The 19,761-nt window shown below is 60.4% G+C and carries 22 protein-coding genes and 1 tRNA gene; 12 read left to right on the top strand and 11 right to left on the bottom strand.

Annotation, left to right across the window (positions count from 1 at the left end; genetic code table 11):
- Positions 1–4: 4 nt before the first annotated feature.
- The 3 genes from AC1DNW_RS01095 to AC1DNW_RS01085 form a co-directional block, all read right to left on the bottom strand.
- A complete protein-coding gene (locus tag AC1DNW_RS01095; RefSeq protein ID WP_113310329.1) occupies positions 5–3,331 on the bottom strand; it encodes a transglutaminase family protein in 3,327 nt (1,108 codons plus the stop codon).
- A 107-nt stretch (positions 3,332–3,438) separates the two neighbouring features.
- The gene (locus tag AC1DNW_RS01090; RefSeq protein WP_113296042.1) at positions 3,439–4,821 is read right to left on the bottom strand and encodes a sensor histidine kinase; all 1,383 of its coding nucleotides are present in this window, start codon (positions 4,819–4,821) and stop codon (positions 3,439–3,441) included.
- Positions 4,818–5,495, bottom strand: coding sequence for a response regulator transcription factor (locus AC1DNW_RS01085; RefSeq protein ID WP_113296043.1), 678 nt, complete (start codon positions 5,493–5,495; stop codon positions 4,818–4,820). The genes AC1DNW_RS01090 and AC1DNW_RS01085 overlap by 4 nt, the downstream gene beginning before the upstream one ends.
- Positions 5,496–5,709: 214 nt before the next feature.
- Between AC1DNW_RS01085 and AC1DNW_RS01080 the strand changes: the two genes are divergently transcribed.
- Positions 5,710–6,222: a GNAT family N-acetyltransferase gene (locus AC1DNW_RS01080; protein ID WP_113310328.1), complete on the top strand. Its 513-nt coding sequence runs from the start codon at positions 5,710–5,712 to the stop codon at positions 6,220–6,222.
- Positions 6,223–6,290: 68 nt separating this feature from the next.
- Positions 6,291–7,355: an ABC transporter substrate-binding protein gene (locus AC1DNW_RS01075; RefSeq protein WP_113310327.1), complete on the top strand. Its 1,065-nt coding sequence runs from the start codon at positions 6,291–6,293 to the stop codon at positions 7,353–7,355.
- Positions 7,356–7,481: 126 nt separating this feature from the next.
- Here AC1DNW_RS01075 and AC1DNW_RS01070 read toward each other — a convergent pair whose 3' ends face one another.
- Complete coding sequence (locus tag AC1DNW_RS01070) at positions 7,482–8,315, bottom strand: class I SAM-dependent methyltransferase (protein WP_113296044.1); 834 nt, start codon at positions 8,313–8,315, stop codon at positions 7,482–7,484.
- A gap of 195 nt (positions 8,316–8,510) precedes the next feature.
- Positions 8,511–9,194 carry a winged helix-turn-helix transcriptional regulator gene (locus AC1DNW_RS01065; RefSeq protein WP_113296045.1) on the bottom strand — a complete coding sequence of 228 codons (684 nt, stop codon included), beginning with the start codon at positions 9,192–9,194 and terminating at the stop codon, positions 8,511–8,513.
- Positions 9,195–9,520: 326 nt separating this feature from the next.
- Here AC1DNW_RS01065 and AC1DNW_RS01060 point away from each other — a divergent pair, with 326 nt between their 5' ends.
- The 3 genes from AC1DNW_RS01060 to AC1DNW_RS01050 all read left to right on the top strand — a co-directional run bounded on the left by AC1DNW_RS01060 (position 9,521) and on the right by AC1DNW_RS01050 (position 12,564).
- Positions 9,521–10,465, top strand: a complete 945-nt coding sequence (locus tag AC1DNW_RS01060; RefSeq protein WP_113296046.1) for a Bug family tripartite tricarboxylate transporter substrate binding protein — start codon at positions 9,521–9,523, stop codon at positions 10,463–10,465.
- Positions 10,462–10,953, top strand: a complete 492-nt coding sequence (locus AC1DNW_RS01055; RefSeq protein ID WP_113310326.1) for a tripartite tricarboxylate transporter TctB family protein — start codon at positions 10,462–10,464, stop codon at positions 10,951–10,953. Before AC1DNW_RS01060 ends, AC1DNW_RS01055 begins: the two co-directional genes overlap by 4 nt.
- A 93-nt stretch (positions 10,954–11,046) precedes the next feature.
- On the top strand, positions 11,047–12,564 hold the full coding sequence (locus AC1DNW_RS01050; RefSeq protein WP_113310325.1) for a tripartite tricarboxylate transporter permease: 1,518 nt from the start codon (positions 11,047–11,049) through the stop codon (positions 12,562–12,564).
- Positions 12,565–12,585: 21 nt separating this feature from the next.
- Here the strand turns inward: AC1DNW_RS01050 and AC1DNW_RS01045 are convergent, their stop codons facing one another.
- Entirely contained in the window at positions 12,586–12,801 is a 216-nt protein-coding gene (locus AC1DNW_RS01045) for a hypothetical protein (RefSeq protein ID WP_162748556.1), read from the bottom strand.
- A gap of 37 nt (positions 12,802–12,838) precedes the next feature.
- Between AC1DNW_RS01045 and AC1DNW_RS01040 the strand changes: the two genes are divergently transcribed.
- The gene (locus AC1DNW_RS01040; protein WP_007822797.1) at positions 12,839–13,009 is read left to right on the top strand and encodes a hypothetical protein; all 171 of its coding nucleotides are present in this window, start codon (positions 12,839–12,841) and stop codon (positions 13,007–13,009) included.
- Positions 13,010–13,138: 129 nt separating this feature from the next.
- Here the strand turns inward: AC1DNW_RS01040 and AC1DNW_RS01035 are convergent, their stop codons facing one another.
- Positions 13,139–14,233 carry a DUF475 domain-containing protein gene (locus AC1DNW_RS01035; RefSeq protein ID WP_113310324.1) on the bottom strand — a complete coding sequence of 365 codons (1,095 nt, stop codon included), beginning with the start codon at positions 14,231–14,233 and terminating at the stop codon, positions 13,139–13,141.
- On the opposite strand from AC1DNW_RS01035, the gene AC1DNW_RS01030 reads away from it, so the two are divergent.
- The 4 genes from AC1DNW_RS01030 (at position 14,219) to AC1DNW_RS01015 (ending at position 15,934) form a co-directional block, all read left to right on the top strand.
- Entirely contained in the window at positions 14,219–14,356 is a 138-nt protein-coding gene (locus AC1DNW_RS01030) for a hypothetical protein (protein WP_162748555.1), read from the top strand. The genes AC1DNW_RS01035 and AC1DNW_RS01030 overlap by 15 nt on opposite strands.
- A 247-nt stretch (positions 14,357–14,603) precedes the next feature.
- Positions 14,604–14,846 (top strand): hypothetical protein, encoded by a 243-nt coding sequence (locus AC1DNW_RS01025; RefSeq protein ID WP_113296050.1) that lies wholly within the window; start codon positions 14,604–14,606, stop codon positions 14,844–14,846.
- A gap of 37 nt (positions 14,847–14,883) precedes the next feature.
- Positions 14,884–15,060, top strand: coding sequence for a hypothetical protein (locus AC1DNW_RS01020; RefSeq protein ID WP_477832661.1), 177 nt, complete (start codon positions 14,884–14,886; stop codon positions 15,058–15,060).
- Positions 15,061–15,217: 157 nt separating this feature from the next.
- Entirely contained in the window at positions 15,218–15,934 is a 717-nt protein-coding gene (locus AC1DNW_RS01015; protein WP_113310323.1) for a hypothetical protein, read from the top strand.
- A gap of 21 nt (positions 15,935–15,955) precedes the next feature.
- On the opposite strand, the gene AC1DNW_RS01010 is transcribed toward AC1DNW_RS01015, so the two are convergent.
- From AC1DNW_RS01010 to cpdR1, 4 genes are all read right to left on the bottom strand, one after another.
- Positions 15,956–16,444 carry a hypothetical protein gene (locus AC1DNW_RS01010; RefSeq protein WP_113310322.1) on the bottom strand — a complete coding sequence of 163 codons (489 nt, stop codon included), beginning with the start codon at positions 16,442–16,444 and terminating at the stop codon, positions 15,956–15,958.
- Positions 16,445–16,555: 111 nt separating this feature from the next.
- The gene (locus tag AC1DNW_RS01005; protein ID WP_162747040.1) at positions 16,556–16,900 is read right to left on the bottom strand and encodes a Rap1a family protein; all 345 of its coding nucleotides are present in this window, start codon (positions 16,898–16,900) and stop codon (positions 16,556–16,558) included.
- A 196-nt stretch (positions 16,901–17,096) separates the two neighbouring features.
- Positions 17,097–17,171 (bottom strand) — tRNA-Val (locus tag AC1DNW_RS01000).
- Positions 17,172–17,255: 84 nt separating this feature from the next.
- The gene (cpdR1, locus tag AC1DNW_RS00995) at positions 17,256–17,618 is read right to left on the bottom strand and encodes a response regulator CpdR1 (RefSeq protein ID WP_003542883.1); all 363 of its coding nucleotides are present in this window, start codon (positions 17,616–17,618) and stop codon (positions 17,256–17,258) included.
- A 189-nt stretch (positions 17,619–17,807) separates the two neighbouring features.
- Here cpdR1 and AC1DNW_RS00990 point away from each other — a divergent pair, with 189 nt between their 5' ends.
- The gene (locus AC1DNW_RS00990; RefSeq protein WP_113310321.1) at positions 17,808–18,692 is read left to right on the top strand and encodes an N-formylglutamate amidohydrolase; all 885 of its coding nucleotides are present in this window, start codon (positions 17,808–17,810) and stop codon (positions 18,690–18,692) included.
- 250 nt (positions 18,693–18,942) lie between these two features.
- Positions 18,943–19,716, top strand: a complete 774-nt coding sequence (gene hisN / locus AC1DNW_RS00985) for a histidinol-phosphatase (RefSeq protein WP_113310405.1) — start codon at positions 18,943–18,945, stop codon at positions 19,714–19,716.
- The last annotated feature ends 45 nt before the right edge of the window (positions 19,717–19,761 follow it).

Below are 19,761 nucleotides of genomic sequence, written 5' to 3'. Positions count from 1 at the left end.
TTCTTCAAGTTCCGACCGGCCGCCTCAGATCCAGCGTGAGCGGGAATTCAGGCGAAGGCGTTTCGGCGCGCGGAATATAACCGCCTGCCGTATGTCCCCACGGTTCGAAACGGGCGAGCCGCCGTGCTTCCGCCTCGTTGCCGTTGACCGGGAAGGTTTCATAGTTCCGACCGCCCGGATGGGCAACGTGATAGATGCAGCCGCCGATCGAACGTTTCGACCATGTATCATAAATATCAAAAGTCAAAGGCGTATTCACCGGCAGCACAGGGTGCAGGCCGGAAGCCGGCTTCCAGGCCTTGAAGCGCACACCGGCGACAGACACGCCTGATGTCCCCGTTGGCGCCAGCGGCACGGTGCGGCCGTTGCAGGTGACGGTGTAGCGCGCGGCGTTGTTCGTTTCGAGCCGAACCTGCAGACGCTCGACGGAACTATCGACGTAGCGGACGGTGCCGCCCGGCGCACCTTCCTCGCCCATGACGTGCCAGGGCTCCAGCGCCTGGCGCAATTCCAGCTTCGAACCCTCGTATTCAACCTCTCCGCAGAAGGGGAAGCGGAATTCAAGCTGCGCCTTGAACCATTCGGGGCTGACATCGAAGCCGTTTTCGCGAAGGTCTGCGAGGACGTCGAGGAAATCGGTCCAGACGAAATGCGGCAGCATGAAACGGTCATGCAGGGTCGTACCCCAGCGGACGAACTTGCCATCGGCGGGGTTCGTCCAGAAGCGGGCGATCAGCGCGCGTACCAGTAATTGTTGGGCTAGCGACATGCGAGCATTCGGCGGCATCTCAAAGCCGCGGAACTCGATGAGGCCGAGCCGTCCAGTCGGGCCATCCGGCGAAAACAGCTTGTCGATGCAGATTTCGGCACGGTGAGTGTTGCCGGTGACATCGGTCAAAAGATTTCGGAACAGTCGGTCGGTGAGCCAGGGCAGCGGCAGTTGACCACGACCCGGCGCTCCGACCTGCGCCATGGCGATCTCCAGTTCATAGAGAGTGTCGTGGCGGGCCTCGTCGATGCGCGGCGCCTGGCTGGTCGGGCCGATGAACATGCCGGAAAAGAGGTAGGAGAGGGAGGGATGGCGCTGCCAATGGAGGATGATGCTTTTCAGCAGGTCCGGGCGGCGCAGGAAGGGGCTGTTGTTCGGATTGGCGGCGCCGACGACGACGTGATTGCCGCCGCCGGTGCCGGTGTGGCGACCATCGACCATGAACTTGTCGGCACCGAGCCGGGTGGCGCGCGCTTCCTCGTAGATCGCCGTGGTGATGTCGACGCAATCCTGCCAGTTGGAGGCCGGGTGAATATTGACTTCGATGACGCCGGGATCGGGGGCGACGCGGATGACGTTAATCCGCTCGTCCTGCGGCGGCGGATAGCCTTCGATATGTACGGGGAGCTTGAGTTCGGCAGCAGCGTTTTCGGCAGCGGCGATCAGCTCCAGATAATCCTCGATGCGCTCGACTGGCGGCATGAAGACGCAGAGCCTGCCTTCGCGCGGTTCGACCGACAGGGCAGTGCGCACGGCACCGCCTATGTCGCCAAGGGTCTGTTCTATGCGGACAGCGTGGCTCTCCTCCGCCTGGAACGAGGCTTCGGGCATGGCGCGGCCGGCGGGCACGAAGACGTCAGGTAGCGGCGCGCGCGGTATCGACGGATCGGCGGGGTGGATATAGGGGTAGCGCGCTGGCGGGACATAGGGCAGCGTGCCGAGTGGCAGGCGATAACCGATCGGGCTGTCACCCGGTACAAGGAAAATCTTTCCGCGGCGCGTGCGCCATTTTTCGCTGACCCAGGTGCGGCTTGCGGCGGCCTTGGCATTCCACACTTGAACGGGGAGGACATACCCCGTCGGCACGGTGAGGCCGCGGGCGAAGACGCGGGCAATGCGGCTGCGCTCCTCGGGGTCCTTCAGCTTCGAATTCGACGGATCGACGTTTTCGGGAAGGCTGCCTTCCTTGATGATCCAGTCTGCCGGATCCTCATAGGCCGGCTGCACCATATCGGGCTTGATTGCCAGTTCCCTGGCGATCGCCGTCAGGAGCTTTTCGGCATCCTCCGCCTTGACACCGGTATCCTTGCCTTCAGCGGCGATCAGATCGAGGTTCTGCCAGATCGGCTTGCCGTCACGGCGCCAGTAGAGGGAGAAGGTCCAGCGCGGCAGGCTTTCGCCGGGATACCACTTGCCCTGGCCGTAGTGCAGGAAGCCACCGGGCGCGAAGCGCTCCTGCAGCCGGCGGATCAGGTTGTCCGCCTTTTCGCGCTTGGTCGGCCCGACGGCCGCGGTGTTCCACTCCTCGGATTGGAAATCGTCGATGGAGACGAAAGTCGGCTCGCCGCCCATCGTCAGGCGCACATCCTCGGCTTCGAGGACGCGGTCGACCTTCTCGCCGAGCTGGTTGAGCTCCTCCCAGCTCTCATCCGAGAAGGGTTTGGTGATGCGCGGATGCTCGGCGACCCGAGAGACCTTCATATCGAAGTCGAATTCGGTTTCGGCCTCGCCGAAATAACCGCCGGAGATCGGGGCCGCATTGCTGTAATGCGGTGTGGCTGCGAGCGGTATATGGCTTTCGCCGGTCAGCAGCCCGGAGGTGGGATCGAGACCGACCCAACCGGCGCCGGGCAGATAGACCTCCGCCCAGGCATGCAGATCAGTGAAATCGACCTTGGTACCGGAAGGGCCGTCGAGCGCCTTCAGGTCCGGCGCCAACTGGATGAGGTAGCCGGAGACGAAGCGGGCAGCGAGCCCGAGATGGCGCAGGATCTGCACGAGCAGCCAGCTGGTGTCGCGGCAGGAGCCCTTGGCGGTTTCCAGCGTCTCTTCCGGCGTCTGGACGCCGGCTTCCATGCGGATGACGTAACCGATCTGCCGCTGCAGACGGGCATTGAGGCCGACGATCATGTCGACTGTCGGCTGATCGGGCGACCAGTCGAGCGTCGGCAGCAGCGCCTTCAGGCGCGGGCCGGCCGGCTCCGGTATCATGTAGATCGAGAGATCCTCGCGGAGCGTTTCCGGATAGTCGAAGGGCCACTTCGTCGCTTCCTCCTCGACGAAGAAGTCGAAGGGATTGTAGACGGTCATGTCGGCAACGAGATCGACCTCGATCTTGAATTCGGTCACCGGGTCGGGGAAGACGAAGCGGGCGAGATAATTGCCGTAAGGGTCCTGCTGCAGGTTCACGAAGTGGTTGGACGGCGTGACCTTCAAAGAATGGCTCAAAACCCGCGTTTTCGAGTGCGAGGCTGGCTTGAGGCGGATGATCTGAGGGCCGAGGCGGATCGGTTTGTCATACTGATAATGCGTCAGATGATAGATGCTGGCTTTGATCGACATATTGCTCTTTTATCCGCTTGCCGTTGATCGGCTTAGCTGTTCCCATGGCCAGTGTGTGCAATGCAGCGAAAGAATGCAAGGCGGAAAGGTTAGCGTGGTGACCGCTTTCAGGCTGCGCGGTTGAATGTCACGGAAGCTTTGAGGCCCCTGCCGCCACGGCCTGATATCAGTACGAGCCTCGCATTGAAAAGATTGGCGATTTCCTCGACGATCGGCAGGCCGAGACCGGCACCGGGCGCACCGGATTCATTGCCGCGGGAGAAGCGCTTTCTGACCGCTTCCAGCTTTTCCGGCAGAATGCCCGGGCCGTTATCCTCGACTTCCAGCCTGACCGTTTCCGCATCCTCCATGATACGGACAGTCACTTCCGCGCCCTTGCCCGCATAGGCGATGGCATTGCCCGCGAGATTGCGCAGCATTTCGCCGATCAGCAGTGGTTCGGCGCGGATCATCGCCGGCCCTTCACCCTCGAAGCCGAGATCGATGCCGGCTTCGGCGGCACGGGGGATCTGCTCGCCGGTGATTTCCTGGGCGATAGCGGTGAGGTCGATGGCCGAGACCGTCAGCGCTTCCTTGGCGGTTGCGGCATCGATCTTGGCCATCAGCAGAAGCTGGGCAAGGATGCGCTCGGCGTGGGCAACCGCCTGATCGCCCTTGAGGGCAGCATGCTGCGCGTCATCCAGAGAGCCGGCCCGGACGGAGAGGGCAAGTTGGGTGCGGATGATGGCAAGCGGCGTGCGGAGCTGGTGGCTGGCATTGCCGGTGAAATTGCGGAGCGCATCGAGCGCTGATTGCAGGCGCACCATGAAGGAGTTGACGGTGTCGACGAGCGGCTGCACTTCGCTCGGAACGGATTGCTCGATCGGATGCAGGTCGTCGGGGTTGCGCTCGCCGATGGCATCGCCGAGCTTGTAGAGCGGCCGCAGCGCCACGGTGACGGAAATCCAGACGATGATTGCAGCGCCAGCGATCATCAAGGCAAGACGCAGCGCCGAGCGGACGAGAATCGCCCGCGCAAGCTGACGGCGGGCAATGGTGGTTTCGGCGACGGTGACGACGAAAGGCACGGAGCGGATGCCGGTCGAGGCGGATCGTTCGAGCGTCGCCACGCGGATCGGCTCGCCGCGGAAGATGTCGTCGGCAAAGGCAGCCGTATCGCCCTGCGTTTCCTTCAATACCGGCAGCGCCTGGTAACCGGTGATGAAATTTCCGGGCGGGCCGTCGACGCGGTAAAAGACGCGGTCCTGCGCTGCCGAAGTCAGCATTTCCAGCGCGACATAGGGAATGTCGACCTCGAGCGTGCCGTCTTCAGCAACGACGACCCGTTCGGCAATCGCCAGCGCGGAGCCCGCCAGCACGCGGTCGGAAACGATGTTCGAGGTCTGCACGGCCTCGCGCCAGGTATCGGCAAGCGCCAGCGTGCCGATGACGGCGGTCGAGACAAGCAGCCAGAAAAGCAGTCGGCGCCGGAGTGAATAGGCAGCCGTCATGAGGCCTCTGGCAGCTTGTCGAGATAGTAGCCGATGCCGCGGGCGGTCTTGACCGTCAGGCCATGCGGCGAAAGCCTTTTTCGCAGGCGGCTGACATATTGCTCGATGGCATTGGCGGAGATGTCGTCGTCGAAAGCGGTCAGCGATTGCATGATTGCTTCCTTGGCGACGACCTTGCCGGCGCGCATGAAGAGGATTTCGAGCAGACCGAGCTCGCGAGCGGGAATATCGAGCGGTATGGCGCCGGCGGAAAAGGCGCGGGAATTAAGGTCGAGCGAGATCGATCCGAAACTGACCGTCGAGGAGTGCAGCCCGGCCTGACGGCGAAGAAGCACGCGGACGCGTGCCTCGAATTCGGCAATGTCGAAGGGTTTGATGAGATAGTCGTCCGCACCGAGATCCAACCCCTTCACACGTTCTTCCGGTGATCCGCGGGCTGTCAGGATCAGCACGGCAGCCCGGCTGCCGCGAGCGCGCATGGCGCGCAGCACATCGAGCCCGTCCATCTCCGGCAGGTTCAGATCGAGAATGACGAGATCGAAATTTTCCGCGGCGATGACGGCATTGGCCGAGGCACCGTCATGGACGACATCCACCGCATGGCCCGTGCCGCGCAAGATCGCCGACAGGCCGTCGGCCAGTGCAATATTGTCTTCGGTGAGCAGGATGCGCAACGGATGTTCCCCAGATTTTTCAGCGAGTTTATCAGGGATGGCAATCTGATGTCACAGCGATTCTGGGAATTGGTGAACGGAGGATGGTATTTGCTCCCGTTCATCACGAGCCCTGTCGCCACGACGCCGTAAACCAGTTTCACTCCGCGCCGAATACCGATGGTAGGTGAAAGCTGTCATGATAGACTGCGGGAGGGTCGTGGAGGCTTTGCAGATGGGGAACGTATCGGTCGCGCTCGCGGAAAGCCCGGAAGAGATCGATGCCGTTCGACATCTCAGTCGCGCCTTCCGACAATGGCTTTACGACAACTATTCGGATGAGCGGGCGCAGATCGAACTTTATTACAGTCCGGAAAAGTTCGAGGCGATGCTCGCCGACCTGCCGAAAATCCACGCAAGGCCACAAGGCGCTATCTTCCTGGCGCGGCTCGGCGGAGAGATTGTCGGCTGCGTGATGCAGCACGAGATCGCGCCGGGCATTTCGGAGATGAAACGGCTCTTCGTTTCCGATTCAGCACGCGGCAGCGGCGCGGCGCTGGCGCTCTGCGAAGCTTCTCTCGCGCAGGCCAGGAAGGATGGCTACAGGATGATGCGGCTCGATACCGGCCGTCGGCAGATCGCAGCGCAGAAGCTATATCGGCGCCTGGGTTTTCAAGAGCGAGACGCCTATTACGAGATCCCTGAAGATCTGAAGCCGATCCTGATGTTCTTCGAGCGCGAGCTTTGAAGTCCGGCTGCAGCGCCCGCCGGAAGCCGACCCTTGTCTGGCCTGAGCAGCTCGGGCATTCTTGCGCGATGAGGAGCCTTTTCATTCTGTTCCTGTGCCTGGTGCCCGGCCTTGCCGCCGCGGATCAGGTCTTCTATCCGGCAAAGTCGGGCAATTCCGATGCGCCGGTGCTGACTGTCTATTCCTCGCTCGACGAGCCATTGGCGCAGCCGATGATCCGTGGCTTTCAGGAGGCCAATCCGGATGTGGCGGTCAAATATGAGGACATGCTGACCGGGGACATCTACGACCGCATCGTCAAAGAGACGGATGCCGGCGATAAGACTGCGGACTTCGCCTTCTCCTCTGCGATGGACCTGCAGGTGAAGCTTTCGAACGACGGCTATGCGCAGGTGAGCAACCTGCCGATGAGCGCCCAATGGCCGAAATGGGCGAACTGGCGCAACACCGCCTATGCGCTGACCTTCGAACCCGCGGTTTTTGTTTATCACAAGCCGAGTTTCATCCATGAGCCGGTGCCGAGTTCGCGGGCGGAATTCGTCGATTACCTGAAGCGCAAGGGTAACGAGGTCTATGGGCGGATCGGCACCTATGACATCGAACGTTCCGGCGTGGGCTTTTTGTTCATGGCGCGCGATCAGGAACAGTTCGGCGATATCTGGTCGGTGATCGGGGCGATGGGGGCTGCGGGCGTGAAGCTCTATTCCACGAGTTCGGCGATCCTGGAGCGGGTGGCCGACGGGCGCTTCGTGCTCGGCTATAATATTCTCGGCTCCTATGCGGCCGACTGGGCCTCGCGTCACCCTGACGTCGGTATCGTTCTGCCGAAAGACTATACGGTTGTAATGTCGCGCATCGGCCTGGTGCCGCAGGCAGCCGCCGAGCCGGAACTGGGGCGGCGCTATCTCGCCTTCTTCATGTCAAAGGAAGGCCAGACGATCATGGCCCGCGAGTTGCAGATCCCGGCCGTCAGCCCGGAAGTGGCCGGTGAGAATACCGCCAATACGTTGCAGGAACTGCTTGGCGCACAGTTGCGTCCGGTGCCCGTCAGTCCGGGTCTGATGGTCTATCTCGATCAGGTGAAGCGGGCACGGCTGATTGCGCACTGGAATGAGGTGCTGCGGACGCAGTAAAAATCTCGCTCGCCAATCTCGCCGTTAGGCGGGAATGGTCCGAGTTCTAGGTCGGAAATGCATCAGGGCGAGGGTGCTTCCGGCGAACCTCGCCCTTTCGCAGCGATGTGGCCGCAATAGCTGCAATCAGCCTTTGCGTATCACCACTTCCAGATATTCAGCCGGCACGACCATGGTGCCATCCTTGGCGCGGTTGAAGCGGGCGATGAGCGCAAGAAAATCCTTCTCAAGCGCCACCTTGCCGGGCTCTGGCAGAGCTTCAAAAGCTTTGTGGACAGGGCCATACCAGGTGCGGAACACTTCCAGCCAATGCTCGGGCGAGCGGTAGCGGAAATTGTACATGAGCGACGTCGCCTCGATGCTGGCCTGGCCTCCGAACATTTCTTCCAGCCTTGCCTTGGTCCCCCACAGGGCCGGCGACCTGACGCCCGGCATTGGCGGAATATGCTGGCCTATCGTCTTGAAGACCTGGCCGATGAAGCTCTCCGGCGTCCAGTTCGCCATGCCGATGCGCCCGCCCGGCCGGCAGACGCGCAGCATCTCCCTTGCTGCCTTGTCCTGATCCGGTGTGAACATGACGCCGAAGGTGGAGACCACGACATCGAAGCTTGCGTCCTTGAACGGCAGGGCTTCGGCGTCGGCCTGCTGGAACTCTACCGCCAGGCCGTTCGCCATCGCCCGTTCTCGGCCGCGCTCCAGAAGTTCCGGAACGTAGTCGGTCGAAGTCACCTCGGCCCAGCGCCTGGCGGCGGCAAGTGTGGCATTGCCGTTGCCGGCGGCGATATCGAGCACCTTTTCACCGGACCGCAGGTCGAGGGCTTCGCAGAGGCTTTCACCGACGATCTGCAGCCGGGCGCCGATGACGGAATAGTCGCCGGATGCCCAGGCGACCTGCTGGCGCGACTTCAACGCGGCGAAATCGGGTGCGGGCTGTGTTGCGGTATTGAGCGTGGTTTGCATGGCATGTCTCCTCTCATGTCGGCGAGCACAGGCTGTTGGTGCGATCGCTCGCCGGTTTTGCAATGATATTCAGGTGTATGCGCAGCGTTCGACCGGCTTCTGGAAGCGTCTCAGGTCGGCTCACACGAGATCGTGCCTCGGGATGTGCGATAGGCCTAGTGTAGAAAATGGACCGGGACCGGTACAAAAAATGGATCAGGCGGCTGCATAGGAGCTGCGCACCATCCAGTTTCCGATGCTTGCGGCAAGTGACGTATCGCCGATGAAGGAGATGCGCTCCCCGGCGATCTCCATATCGAGACTGGAATGCCCCATCCAGGCCGAGGTCATCGCCTTCAAATCGGCGGTGACGAAGAGATCGACATCGTAACCTGGATCCGTGAGGCAGAGGTCCACGGGCGTGCCCAGCCGCGCCACCAGCCAGTAATGCCGTTCGTCGCGCGGCAATTCGGGATAGGTGAACTGGATAACGCTGCGCTTGCGCAAAGGCAGGGCGGCGGCATTGACCTTGCGGCGCATGTTCCACATCAGAATGCGGGCATCGAGCTTTTCGAGCGTTACGTTGGCGTCGATATTGCGATGCGCCCAAGTGCCGAGCGCGTGCACGATCGGCTCAAGCTCGTTGGCAATCTCGGTGGTTTTGTAGGCGATCTCGCCGGTCGTACGGTTTTCCGAGCGGGTGACGAGACCGTTTGCCTCCATGTCACGCAGCCGCTTTGCCATGAGGGTTGGCGACATTCCGGGCACGCCGCGCCGGATCTCGTTGAACCGCGTGGAGCCGGACCACATTTCGCAGAGTAGCAGCAAGGTCCACCGCGGCTCAAGCAACTCGCACGCCTTGGAAACCGGACAAAACTGGTTGTAACCGCCATTTGCCATCGGATCGCCCTCCGTGGCCGAGTATCGGCCAAGTTCCTGAGGGCGTCCAGTACGGACAATGTATTAATCCGGTCGCCTTTCGCGGGCAGGCAGCCGAATTACGGCAAAAAAGTGTCCTGCTGCACTGGATATCCTGATGATGTCAGCTAAATGACAGCTTCATATGATGGCTTGGGCTACTTCCTTTCCGTGGAGGCGGAGAGTTGAAGAATTCCGGGAGGACTTCCGCTCGCTATCAGGACAATTGCGTCCACCGATCGGTGATCTCTCCTCATTTTCAAAAATAGCACTGGCGGTCCGCTCAGCCGCAGCACGGAGGACACATCGTGAAGCACACTTTCATCGCAACTCTTTTGGCAGCGGCTATCGCGCTGCCGGCCTATGCGGCCGATTACACAATCATCGCTCCGGCAGCGCCCGGCGGCGGCTGGGACCAGACGGCCCGCTCGCTGCAGACGGTGCTGCAGCAGGAGGGCATTTCCAAAAGCGTCCAGGTTCAGAACGTACCGGGCGCAGGCGGCTCTATCGGCCTTGCCCAGTTCAGCAGCCAGAGTGCGGGCAATCCGAACGCTCTCATCGTCGGCGGCTATGTCATGGTCGGCGCGTTGCTGACCAACAAGTCGGTCGTCACGCTGAAGGACGTCACGCCGATCGCCCGTCTGACCGGCGAATATGAAGCCGTCGTCGTTCCGGCCGCGTCGGATATCAAGACACTTGCCGATCTCGTCACCAAGCTGAAGGCTGATCCGGGCGCCGTTTCCTGGGGCGGCGGTTCTGCCGGCGGCACGGACCATATCGCCGTTGGCCTGATCGCCAAGGCTTCCGGCGTCGATCCGACGAAGATCAACTATGTCGCCTTCTCGGGCGGTGGCGAAGCACTCGCTGCTATCCTCGGCGGCCAGGTCACGGCCGGCATTTCGAGCTACAGCGAGTTCGAATCGCAGGTCAAGGCCGGCACGTTGCGCCTGCTCGGAGTTTCCAGCGATGCCCGTATCGCCGGTGTCGATGCCCCGACCTTCAAGGAAGCCGGTACCGACGTGACCATCCAGAACTGGCGCATGGTCGCTGCCGCTCCGGGCCTGACCGATGAAGAAGTCGCCTCGATCGCTTCTGACTTCGACAAGCTGCACAAGTCTGCCGCCTGGCAGGAAACTCTGAAGACCAAGGGCTGGGCCGACACCTACCTCGCGGGTGACGAGTTCAAGGCGCAGCTCGAAAAGGATGTCTCCGCTACCGAAGGCATTCTCAAAGATATTGGTCTCGTTCAATGAGTGAGGCCGATACCTCATCGCCAATGACGCGCCGCCCTGATTGGGCGGCGCTGGTCATTGCCGTTTTCCTTATCGCCGTCGCTGTCGTGGTGTTCTGGGATGCTTCGCATTTGAAGACGATCGCGCAGTATGACCGCATCGGCCCGTCGACTGTGCCGAAAGTCGTCGCTCTCGGCCTCTTCTGTCTTGGTATCTGGACGGCGATCGAAGCCTGGCGCGGGGACTTTCCAGAGCGTGAGCATCAGGAAGTGGCACCTGTCATCTGGGTCATCGCGGGCCTTGCCGGGCAGATGCTGCTGCTGCGCATTGCCGGCTTCTCGATCGCGACAGGCGTGCTCTTTGCGCTGACGGCGCGCGGTTTCGGCAAGCGGCAGATCTGGTTCTCGCTGCCGGTCGGCATCATCATGAGCTTCATCGTCTGGGCGATCTTCTCGCAGCTTCTGCAGCTTACGCTGCCGGCAGGTCCGCTCGAACACCTGTTCTTCTGATAGCGCTCGCCTCGCGCAGGGCGCCATCAGTTCCTTTGCTTTTTGCGCGGACGGTCCTGTACCCCCTCAGGAGCCGCCGCTTGGGATAAAACCATGAGCACATTCGAATTCCTCTGGCAGGGCATTCTGGTTGCTGCGCAGCCGATCAACCTGCTCTATGCCTTCATCGGCGTGACCCTTGGCACAGCAGTCGGCGTACTGCCGGGTATCGGCCCGGCGCTGACCGTGGCGCTGCTCTTGCCCGCCACCTATAAGCTCGATCCGGGCGGCTCACTCATCATGTTTGCCGGCATCTATTACGGTGGCATGTATGGCGGCTCGACCACCTCTATCCTCCTGAACACGCCAGGCGAAAGCGCCTCGATCGTCACGGCGCTCGAGGGCAACAAGATGGCGCGTGCAGGCCGCGGCGGACCGGCGCTGGCGACGGCGGCCATCGGTTCTTTCGTGGCCGGTCTCATTGCCACGCTCGGCCTTGCCTTCATCGCACCCTATATCGTCAAGCTGGCGCTGGTGTTCGGTCCGCGCGAATATTTCGCGCTGATGGTGCTTGCCTTCGTCACCGTCTCCTCGGCCTTCGGGGATTCGGCGCTACGCGGTCTCACGTCGCTCTTCATCGGCTTTGCGCTTGCCATGGTCGGCATCGACCAGCAGACGGGCCAGGCTCGCCTTTCCTTCGGCATTCCCGACCTGCTCGACGGTATTGAGGTGACGACGCTGGCTGTTGCGATGTTTGCCATCGGCGAGACGCTATACATCGCCGCCCAGGGCAATCGCGGCGAGGACAAGGTGGAAGCGGTCCGTGGCTCGCTCTGGATGAACGCACAGGACTGGGCGCGTTCCTGGAAGCCGTGGCTGCGCGGCACGCTCATCGGCTTCCCCATCGGCGCCATGCCGGCGGGCGGTGCGGAAATCGGCACGTTCCTCTCCTATGCCACGGAAAAGCGGCTGTCGAAGAACCCCGAGGAGTTCGGCCATGGCGCCATCGAAGGCGTTGCCGGTCCGGAGGCTGCCAACAATGCCTCTGCCGCCGGCACGCTGGTGCCGTTGCTGACGCTCGGCCTGCCGACGTCTGCGACGGCGGCGATCATGCTCGCCGGCTTCCAGCAATATGGTCTGCAGCCGGGTCCGCTGCTTTTTGCAACCAACCCGCAGCTCGTCTGGGGTCTCATCGCCAGTCTGCTCATCGCCAATGCGATGCTCCTGGTGCTGAACCTACCGATGATCGGCCTCTGGGTTCGCCTGCTGACGGTTCCGAAGCCGTGGCTTTATGCCGGCATCCTACTGTTTGCGACACTCGGCACCATTGGTGCAAACCCGTCGGTTTTCGAACTCGGCATGCTGCTCGCTTTCGGTGTGCTCGGCTATGTCATGCGCATCTTCGGCTATCCGATCGCGCCTGCCGTCGTCGGCCTCATTCTTGGGCCTCTGGCAGAGCAGCAGCTTCGCAGAGCGCTCTCGATCAGCCAGGGTGATGTGACCACGCTCGTCATGTCACCCATCGCCTGCGGACTGCTGATCGTCGCGGCTGCGGCCTTCCTGATTCCGCTGATCCTGAGATTGCGGGGCCGCGGCCAGGTTCTCTCGCAGCTCGCGGCAAATGAAGACTAAACCAAAAAGACAACCTGACCCCTAATTCAGGCCGGCCGTGGCGACATGGCCGGCCTTTTCTTTGTGATTTGTCACTTTTTGTCGGCATCTGGAAATCCATGCCCCGTAAGTGTGGGAATTATAAAAGAAATTTTCCACATCGCTGAGTTCTGTTCTTTCGCCGGCGAAAGAAATATGCGCTTTTTGCATAGCTGCGGTGATTTCCTGCGCGTTGTAGGTGCATGCAGCTTCCCCCATCTATAGGGGGTCAACCAAAGAGCGAGAGGAAAAGAAGATGTCCGCTTTCAGAAAGTCGATCCACAATGGTTTTCTGGCCCGTGCCTTTGCAGCGCTCGGTGCCGCGAACGCAGTCAGCGCCGCTGTCGAAGGTGGCCGCAAGCCGCGCGCCCGTGACCTGCAGGAGCTTGGTATCGATCCGGTAAGCTTCGGCCGTGTCATCCGGTAAGACGCGGCGAATGCATAGATTGAATATCAAAGTATCTATTGAATGAATGAGCCCGCAACCGTTGGTCGCGGGCTTTGTTTTTTGAGACTATGCGAGCCGCAGCGCCAGACCGCCGCGGCTTTTTGACTATCAGGCGTGCAGGCGCTCCCGCTCGGGGACATCAGCTTCTTTCTGACGTTCCTGCCTGTTGTAGCGGATCGAGGACCAGAGCGAGATGCCGATGAGCGCCGCGCCGCCAAGACCGGTGATGACTTCAGGAATGTGCGTCAAGGTCTGCACATACATGATCACCGAGAGGATCAGGATGGCGTAGAAGGCGCCGTGTTCCAGATAGCGGTATTCGGCAAGCGTTCCCTTTTCCACCAGCATGATCGTCATGGAGCGTACGTACATGGCGCCGATGCCAAGGCCGATGGCGATGATGAACAGGTTCTGCGTCAGCGCGAAAGCGCCGATGACGCCGTCGAAGGAGAAACTGGCATCCAGAACTTCCAAATAGATGAAAGCGCCGAGGCCGCCTTTTGCCGCCTCACTCATCGCACGCTGCGAAGCATCGAGAAGACCGCCGATGACTTCAACCACCAGGAAGGTCACGAGACCGTAGATGGCGCAGTAGACGAAGGTGGTCGCGTCTTCGCCTTCCAGGAGATAGGAGAACAGCAGGATGAGCAGGAGCACGAAGGCGATCTCGATGCCCTTGACGGCGGCCGAACGCGCCATCATCCGCTCCAGCGAGCCGATCCAGTGGACTTCCTTCTCCTGGTTGAAGAAGTAGGAGAGGCCGACCATCATCAGGAAGGTGCCGCCGAAGGCTGCGATCGGCAGATGCGCGTCGTTCATGATGCGGGCATATTCGGCCGGTTCACGCGCCGCCAGTACGAGTGCTTCCCATGGGCCTATCTTTGCCGCGATGGCGACAATTGCCAGCGGAAAGACGATGCGCATGCCGAAAACGGCAATGACGATACCCCATGTCAGGAAGCGCTGCTGCCAGACAGGGGTCATTTCCTTGAGTTTGTTGGCATTGACGATGGCATTGTCGAAGGAGAGCGAAATCTCCAGAACGGCCAGCACGGCGCAGATGAAGAAGATGGTGGCCATGCCACCCAGCGTGCCTGTCGACTGCCAGCCGAGGAATGCGCCGAGCGCGAGGCCGAGCGCGGTGACGATAAAGGCCCAGCGGAAATAGCCGAGCGAGGATTTTTGGGATTGAAGCTGGTTCATGGCTGCACCTCGCAGCCGCAAACCGTTTCTGAAGAGATGGTGAAAGCAGAAAACCGCATACCATCAAGGGCATGCGCGTTTGGCATGGTGAGTTTTTTCATCGATGAAAAATCCGCCGGCTGATTTGCAGGCGGTACCGACATCACGAGAGCGCCGTAAAAACTCTCGCCAGAGGGGCCCGGCACCAGGGTTCCCCCGCAGCCGATGTCTGGATGAGGCGGCGGGTGCATCACTAGGTAGTGATGTTACGGCGCCAGTCAAGATGCCCGTTCGAGCAGAGTTGGCGATTTCTTTGGAACCATGCGGTCCCTCGCTCGTTACGATCTGGCTGAGCCGATGAAAACATCTCAGATACTCTTAAAGGAGGGCGATGATGCATAATTCGACCCATGTTCCCGATAAGCGCACGGAAGCCTCCGACCGCATGAAGCGGGCGAAACCCAACCGTATGCAGAAGGCACAGGTTCTGCCTCCGCATCAGGTGGATCTGACGTTGACGCCGGGGGTTCTCCACGACATTCACGTGCCGGCGCACGTGACCGGCAGCGACCTCTCCAGGGGTGGGCCTGATATCAAGAGCGACGATCCCAACGTCGCTAAGCCCGTTCGCTGAAAACCAGTTCCGCAACCGACAAGCCAGTGAGATACGAATGACGATCAACCTTGTGCCGCGCGATATCTTCATCCAGCACGAAAATGAGTGGCAGGCCGTGCGCGAAGCGGCCGAACGCCGGATCGATGTCGGCAAGCGCCAAACGCCATCCGTGCCGCCGAGTGGACAAACTGCAAAACCCGCTGTTGTACCTTCGGCAGCGCAAGGCTGCTGAGCACATAGCAGAGTTTGAATGATACGCCCGGCCCGGTGCCGGGCGTTTTCGTTTCCGGTGGATTCCTGCTTGGGAAACCGATCCTGGGCTATGCCTTGCCAACCTTTCCGAAAGGATTGAGCAGCGATAATCCGGCCCATTCAAGGGAATCGGATCGATGGCCAAGACAGCGACACGCGGCCGCCGCAAGGCGCCGGCAAGAAGAAAGAACACCGCATCCTCCGGCGGCGCTCTGCCTTGGATGGTGATCGGCCTCGCTGCGGTGGGTACTATTGCCGCCTACGACAACTGGAATAACATCCGCCCGATGCTCGGCAAGGCGCCGGCTGCAATCGTCCGCGATACGGCCGATGCCAAACCGCAGGCAGCCAAGGAGGCGCCGAAGCAGGTTGCCGTTGCGGCACCTGCCGCCAAGCCGCGGCAGACAAACGATCCTGTGCCACCCGCTGCAATCCCCTTCACCTCCTCCGCTCCAGTGCCGACGGCGAAGATCGTGCCAGCCTCCATTTCCCCGGCCGCTTCGGAAACCGCCAAGGCTGCTTTCGGATATTGCGGGCAGGGCGAGCATATCAACTGCGTCGGCGATGCCGGCACCTTCTGGTACAAGGGTGAGAAGATCGTCGTCGCCGATATGGTGAGCCCGGATGTCGACCGCGCGCGCTGCGAAGACGAACGGAAGATCGCCTTTGCCGCCAAATCACGGCTGCTCGCGCTGCTGAATGCAGGTCCGTTCAACATGGATGCCGCCGGCAAGTCGGATGACCGGGGTGCACCGCGCGTCATTTCGCGCGACGGACGCTCCTTCGGTATGCGCCTTATCAACGAGGGCTTGGCGAGGAAGCCGGGATCTGCCTCAGGCTCCTGGTGCGCCTGAGGCCGTCAGTCCAACGATCTCTTATTTTCCACCATTTTTCCGTGCCGGCGCCTTGCCACTGGTGCGGAAGCTGCCCGTAAAGGCCGAATCCTTGCTTTCCGCCGTGCATTCGATGGCTATCGGCTTGCCGGCATAGGGGTTGCCGAAGGTGCAGAAGCCGGCAACCTTCACTTCACCCGTCATCTTGTTGCCGACGCCAGTGGTGACGAGGCTGAGGGGCAGGCGGGCGTTGCCATTGGATGCAGGCTTGATGCCCTTTCCATCGCCCTGGAAGCCCAGCAGCTTGCCTTCAGAGGTGAAGATGAAGGTCACTGTGCCGTTGACCAGTGTAACGCTTGCAAGCTCTCCCTTGCAGCCCTTCGTGGCATCGAATTTGGCGACGACGAGCTTCTGACATTTACCGGAGAGTGCGATGACGCCCGGCGCGCCCGGAAAATTGTCCTCCCCCTGCGCTGCCGCCGCAAAAGCGAGAGTGGAGAAGGCGGCGATGCCAAGCGCTGATAATTTCATTTCGATTCGAACCCCATGTCCTGACGAGGCGAATCAGTGCCTCAGGTCCATTATCGCGCATGGCACGGCTCTGTGTCTGAATTTGGTTTCGGTGCGACCTCTTATCTCCTGTCAGCAGGGATACATTCGCTTGAGCGACGTGAGCAGGACGTAGGGATAAACCTGGAATGTTTCCTCGCCGGTATCTGGGTGCATTTCCAGATATTTCTTCACAATGGCAACATATTCGGCGTTTGAAATCGCGCGGTCCCGCGGTGGGCAGTATAGCCGCGGTTGGCCTGCATCCTTGAGTTCGTCGTTCACAAATAAGAGTGTCAGTCCAGCTGCGCCGATCAGCATTTCGACGACACTCGTCTGCTTGCTTTCCATCAGCGTGCGGAACTTCATATCTTCCTTTGCGGAAGCCGGGCTCGAGCTCAGCACCAACAGCAATATCAATCCAACAGTGATTTTCATGCGCACCCCCAATGAGGGAGAGCGAAACAACATTGCAACCGGTTGGTCAAGCCTTCCCTCGGGGGAAGTCTGCAGGACTGCTTTGTGATTGAATTGCAATGCTGCGCAGGCGTGAGATGATTTGCGAGCCGCAAATCGCCAAAATGAAAAAGGCCTCTCGATTTCTCGAAAGGCCTTGCTTTTCAGCAAATTAGGATGGTGGGCGTGACAGGGATTGAACCTGTGACCCCTACGATGTCAACGTAGTGCTCTCCCGCTGAGCTACACGCCCATCCGATGGCGGCGCATAGATCACAAAACCTCCGGAGCCGTCAATAGGCTTTTTTGAAGTTTTGTGACGAGCCGCCAAGAAGCCTTATGCGGCAAGCATCTTGTTGACCTCGTCCACGAGATCGCGCAGGTGGAAAGGCTTGGAAAGGACCTTCGCATCCTTCGGCGCCTTCGAATCAGGGTTCAATGCAACGGCCGCAAAGCCGGTGATGAACATCACCTTCAGGTCCGGATCGAGTTCGGTCGCGCGGCGTGCCAGCTCGATGCCGTCCATTTCCGGCATGACGATGTCGGTCAGCAACAGCGAGAAGGGCTCCTCACGCAGGCGGTCATAAGCGCTAGCGCCGTTGTCGTAGGAAAGGACCTTGTATCCGGCCTTTTCGAGCGCCTTCACGAGGAAGCGGCGCATGTCGTTGTCGTCTTCGGCGAGAAGTATCTTCTGAGTCATTAATCCGGACCGCTGATCACTGATGTTTTATGAGATACCAGCCATCTACACTAGACTTCGCCCGGTAAACAACCGGTGAAATCGCCCTAGCCGCGACTGCTATCCCATGTATGTAGTATGGACTTAAGGGCAGGCAACTGGCAACATGGTCGTCACAGCCACTTGATGACATGGTAAAGAGGGCAGAAAGTGCCGGAAATACGCGAATACGAGCTTTTTGAAGTGCATGAGCCCGTGTCGCAGACCATTCCCTTCGTCTACAACTCCCCTCACAGCGGCCGTATTTATCCACCGGAATTCATCGCGCAGTCCCGGCTGGAAGGTATCTCGATACGCCGTTCCGAAGACCACTATGTCGATGAGTTGTTCGGCGCGGCTGTGGATCTCGGCGCGCCGCTGTTGCTTGCGAATTTCCCGCGCGCCTATCTCGACGTCAATCGCGAGCCCTATGAACTCGATCCGCGCATGTTCGACGGGTTGCTGCCGCCCTATGCGAATATCAACTCGCTAAGGGTTGCGGGTGGACTCGGCACCATCCCGCGCATCGTGGCCGAGAATATGGAAATTTATGCACGCCGGCTGCCCGTTCAGGAAGGGCTGGAACGTGTCGAAAGCGTCTACAAGCCCTATCACTCGACGCTGAGGCGGCTGATTGCGCGCACGCATGTGCAGTTTGGTTTCGGTGTTCTGATCGACTGCCATTCCATGCCGGGTAATGTGCGCGTTGCCGGCAGCAATGCGCGGCCCGATTTCATCATCGGCGACCGTTACGGCACCAGCGCTTCGGCTGAGCTGTCGCGCACGGCGATTGGTATCCTTGAGGAAATGGGTTTTGCGGCGATCCGCAACAAACCCTATGCCGGCGGTTTCATCACCGAGCACTACGGCCGCCCGTCACGCGGGCTTCATGCGTTGCAGATCGAAGTGAATCGCTCGATCTATGTCGACGAAGTGACATTGGAGAGGCGTTCCGATTTTTCCACCGTCGTAACGGCGATTACATCCTTCATGCAGCAGATGGCTGACTATGTCGAGAAGTTCGCTGGCGACCACCGGGCGCTTGCAGCCGAGTAACTCCTGCTTTCAGATCAAAAAAAACCGCGCTTTGTCAGCGCGGCTAAGTCTAGGGAGGAAACACCCAAGGAGGGTATTTACAGTCAGAAGACTGTAGGTCGGAAACTACTGCTGCATTGCACAAATGTCAAGCAATATATTGCGCTGCAAAATCTTTAGGCAGCCAACCGGAAATTGCCTGTTGCATTTGCATTCCACCGGTTTTTCGCTATGAAAAACGCCATCTCCCGCCAGCTATATGGATTTCTCCATGCTTCCTGACCGTGCGTTCTTCAACCGTCTCGCCGAAGCTGCCAAGGCGGAAACCCTGCCGCGATTTCGCTCCAGCATCGATGTGACCAACAAGCTGTCATCGGGTTTTGATCCCGTCACGGAAGGCGACAGGGCGGCGGAGACGGCCATTCGCGCGCTGATCGAGGCGCATTTCCCCGAACACGGTATTTTGGGCGAAGAGCACGGCAGTGTCGGCCTTGACCGAGAACATGTGTGGGTGATCGACCCGATCGACGGCACGCGCGCCTTCATCTCCGGCGTCCCGGTCTGGGGAACGCTGATCGGCCTGCAGAAGAACGGCCGGGCGGTTGCCGGCATGATCGAACAACCCTTCACCGGCGAGCGTTATTTCGGCGACGAGAATGGTTCGACTTATAGCGGGCCCGAAGGCGAGCGCCGGCTGCAGGTACGCGATTGCGGAACGGTGTCCAAAGCCATCCTTTTCACCACCTCGCCGCATCTCTTCGTTGGCGAGGAAATGGAGAAGTATCGGGAGATCGAAAGCCAGGTTCGGCTCTTCCGGTACGGCTGCGATTGTTACGCCTACGCACTGCTGGCGGCAGGCCATGTCGATCTCGTCATCGAAAACAACCTCAAGCCCTATGATGTCGGCGGGATCATCCCCGTTATCGAGGGCGCCGGCGGCATCATGACCACCTGGGATGGCGGGCGGCCGGAAAACGGCGGCTCGATCATCGCTGCCGGCAGCAGGACGGTCTACGAGGAGGCGATCGCCATTCTCCAGCGCTAAAGCATGTCGCGCAAAAGTGTGCAGCGGTCTTGCGATAACGACATG

Source organism: Rhizobium sp. 05L429, assembly GCF_056397645.1.
The sequence above is the reverse complement of the archived record's forward strand: the minus strand, read 5'-3'. Positions and strand labels throughout refer to the sequence as shown.